The following is a 3238-nucleotide window of genomic DNA, read 5'->3' on the forward strand; positions in this document are numbered from 1 at the left end:
GGGCGGGGGCTGATCGGCTTCCGCACTCGACACCGGACCGTCTGCCGGAACGTCCGAAGCACATGACGTGCTTGAAGCGCCCGAGGTACCGGCACCATCGAACCAACTAGCCTCCGGCGCACTCGCCGTTCCGCCAGCCTCGCCGGCGTCCTCGGCTATCTCGCCGTCATCCTCGTCGGTCTCGTAAGCGCCCAGCTCGAACCCGGGCCGCTCGCCCTCGCCCCCGAAGACCAGCGCGCCCTCCGGGCTCCCGGCGGACCGCACCGGCAGCGCATGACCGCCGGCCGGCACCGCACCGCCCGCATCGCCCCCGAATCCCCCGTCGCCGGACGGCCCGAAACCGTCCGGCCTCAGCATCCCGGTCAGTTCGTCCCGCCGTCCCCGTCGCCGTCACCGCCGCCGGGCTCGAGGCCCTCGAAGATCTCCTTGCACTCCGGGCACACGGGGAACCGGCTCGGGTCCCGCGAGGGCACCCACACCTTCCCGCACAGCGCTACCAGAGGCGTCCCGAAGACGGAGGCCTCCATGATCTTGTCGCGCTCGGCGTAGTGCGCGAAGCGCTCCTCATCACCGGGCTCGTAGCGATAGTCGGACTCGACGCGTTCCTCGACGATCGTCGAGCCGCCGGTGTCCGTGTCCGGTTCGAAAGTCGGCGTGCTCATGCTCTTGAGTCTATGCCGCGCCGCACCCCGGCGAGCAGCGTTGCGGTGCGACGCGGCACTGGATCGTTACCTGCAGGTCACGGGGGCTAGCCGTGCAGGTAAACGATCCCCAGTTCGGTGAGCTGCCAGAGCTGGTCCGCCGCGCCCGAGTACGGCTGCAGCTCGACTACGGGATTCCCCGAACCATCGGTCGAGCCGCCGATCGTGGCAACCAGGTTCTGGTTCTGCGCCGACGACACCGCGTAGTAGCCGCCGCCTTCCGGCGTGAAGAACCAGTGCTGGTTCGCATTGCCGTTGCAGCCCCACTGCTCCAGCTTCACCCCGGCCGCGGCCTGCCCGCCGGTGGCGTCCAGGCACATGGTCCGGTTGCCGCTGAAGTCGACCTCGTAGGAGCCGTCGGACTTGATCTCGGTGACGAAGGACTGGTTCAGCCCGCCGGTGGCCGCGTAGGTGATCAGCGGCCGGCCGTTGGTCGAGTCGCCGTCGGTGCCGCCGCCGGAGAAGTCCCAGACCTTGCCGCCGGCCTTGCTGGTCAGCTGGAACCAGCCGCCGTCGTCGACCTGGTCCATCCACGGTTGACCCGGGTTCAAGGGCCGGATCGTGGTGCCGTCCTGCTGGTCCAGCGTGCAGTACGACTCAGCGTTCGCCGACGCGTAGAAGTCACCGAGGCACGCGCCCTCGCCCTGATAGCCGGCGACCCGCAGGTGGTAGGACTGCCGGATCTCGTCCATGCAGATCAGGCCGCCGAACAGGACCTTCTGGTCGCAGCCGTTGCGGGCCATCTCCGAGGTGTCGATGACGTCGCCGTTGGTGTACTCGTACGGCGAGGACGTGAACTCCGCGCAGACCTCGTGGCCGTAGCTGACGCGCCGCTGGTCCAGGTACCGCACGCCGGGCACCTGTTCGGCGGCGTGCCGCAGCGCGTCGGAGAACAGCGGCACCACCAGGTTGTGGCCCCAGGCCAGGTCCTCGGTGGCGGCCGGGCAGCCGTTGGCGACCTTGCTGACGTAGTTGTCGATGCCCGGGCGCAGGTCCGGGGTGATCGGCGTGAAGTAGGACTGGAAGACGAGCTGGTAGTCCGAGTCCGCGTAGCCGGCGTTGCGCATGGTCTGTCGGACGTCCTCGATCGCCGCGACCACCTTCGGCTGCACGGCCGCGGCCCGCCGCTGGATCTCGGCGGTGCCGATGGTGTCCCGGCAGCCCTGCGACTGCGGGATCGGGAAGTACTGGTTGAGGCAGGACTCCATGATCCCGGTGGCGTATCCGTCGTAGATGCATCACCGCAGGTCAGATCAGCCGCCGTTCATCATGCAATCACAGATGAGCAGACGGCTACCAGACTTCCTAACTGTGAGGTCCGTGCGCATCGGGCCGCCTAACGAAATGAACCCCGGCGCCTGGCGGGCACCGGGGGGGGTATGGCCGCTTGGGGCAGCTATTCGAATTCGTCAGTGGTGACCAGCTCGACCACGAGGTCGGCAGCTTCCGGGACGCACGCGACCACGGTCCAACCTCCGACGAGAGCGGCCCGCGCGGTGAGACCCTTCTCGCTCAGCTCGACGGCTTCACAGTCGGTGCCGTTGACGCTGAGTACCGCCGGGTAGAAGTCGTGGCTCGACTGGTCGAGTTCTCCGGCGCATGCGTCCAGGGCCTCAGAGAACGGCTTGTGTCTGTCCACCGCGACGTGGAACATCAGCCACGTCAGGGCCGCTCGCGGGTCGGCATCGGACCACCCCGGACGGTTCACCAGCGCTCGCGCGTCGGTTCCCGGGTACCGAACCTCATTGGTGACATGGCGCAGCTGTCCGTCGATCCGTTGCCCGCGTCTGCTCGTGACGCCGATGCGCTCGTACCCCACCAGGCGGGCAACGGGTAGATCCGGTTCGACGGTGGTCAATGCGAGCCCCCGCATTTCGTGATGTAGATCGTTGTGTTAGGCGAGGTGTAGTCGATCAGGATGGGCAGATGGTTCGGGTCCATCCCTTCCGCATGGTAACGAAGCCGCCAGGTGCCGACTCTGCAACTCGCCGACACCAGGAACGAAGCATCGGGGTTATACGAGTCCTGAATTTCGTAGCTGTCCGATCCCTCGGTGTTCCACGAGTTCGTCGGGTCGCCGCCTGACTGGTATTCGAGAAACAACTCGTGTGTGAGGGTAAGCGGAGGCTCCAGGCAGATCACCTGAGCCCCTCCGGTGATGATATGGCTCGGATGGTCGTTGTCCCATTTCTGGAGCGACAGCGCGGCGGTGCACGACTGGCCTCCGGCATCGGGTGCACCGCTGCTGAAGCTGGACGCGGGGGGATTGGCTCCCGACTTGGCTCGGGTGCTGGGCGAAGGGGCGATGTTGCCGCCTGATGAACCTCCCGATGAGCCCCCCGAGTTCGAGCCTCCGTCAGAGCCCCCGCACCCTCCGGAGCCCGCGCTTGTGCTGACGATCACGAGGCCAGCGAGGATCAACGTTCCTAGTGTTCTCCTGTTCATGTGCTCCTCCAGTAGTGAATAAGGGGCCGTACAGCACCCACCCGTCCGGCCCCGGAAGGATGGGCTAAGGAGCCGGACGGGCGGGGGTCTTC

4 protein-coding genes and 1 pseudogene are annotated in these 3238 nt (G+C 67.1%); all 5 read right to left on the reverse strand.

Annotated features, from left to right (window positions below; translation table 11 throughout):
• A pseudogene (locus GWK61_RS58020) lies at positions 1-357 on the reverse strand (hypothetical protein); the annotation flags it as partial.
• Positions 358-362: 5 nt separating this feature from the next.
• Positions 363-662 carry a DUF3039 domain-containing protein gene (locus GWK61_RS53445; RefSeq protein WP_194922076.1) on the reverse strand — a complete coding sequence of 100 codons (300 nt, stop codon included), beginning with the start codon at positions 660-662 and terminating at the stop codon, positions 363-365.
• Between the two features lie 86 nt (positions 663-748).
• Positions 749-1909 carry an RICIN domain-containing protein gene (locus tag GWK61_RS53450; protein WP_194922078.1) on the reverse strand — a complete coding sequence of 387 codons (1161 nt, stop codon included), beginning with the start codon at positions 1907-1909 and terminating at the stop codon, positions 749-751.
• A 188-nt stretch (positions 1910-2097) separates the two neighbouring features.
• The gene (locus GWK61_RS53455; protein ID WP_194922080.1) at positions 2098-2559 is read right to left on the reverse strand and encodes a hypothetical protein; all 462 of its coding nucleotides are present in this window, start codon (positions 2557-2559) and stop codon (positions 2098-2100) included.
• The gene (locus GWK61_RS53460; RefSeq protein WP_194922081.1) at positions 2556-3146 is read right to left on the reverse strand and encodes a hypothetical protein; all 591 of its coding nucleotides are present in this window, start codon (positions 3144-3146) and stop codon (positions 2556-2558) included. Before GWK61_RS53460 ends, GWK61_RS53455 begins: the two co-directional genes overlap by 4 nt.
• Positions 3147-3238: the final 92 nt, after the last annotated feature.

Source organism: Catenulispora rubra, from assembly GCF_015356825.1.
Taxonomy (GTDB): domain Bacteria; phylum Actinomycetota; class Actinomycetes; order Streptomycetales; family Catenulisporaceae; genus Catenulispora; species Catenulispora rubra.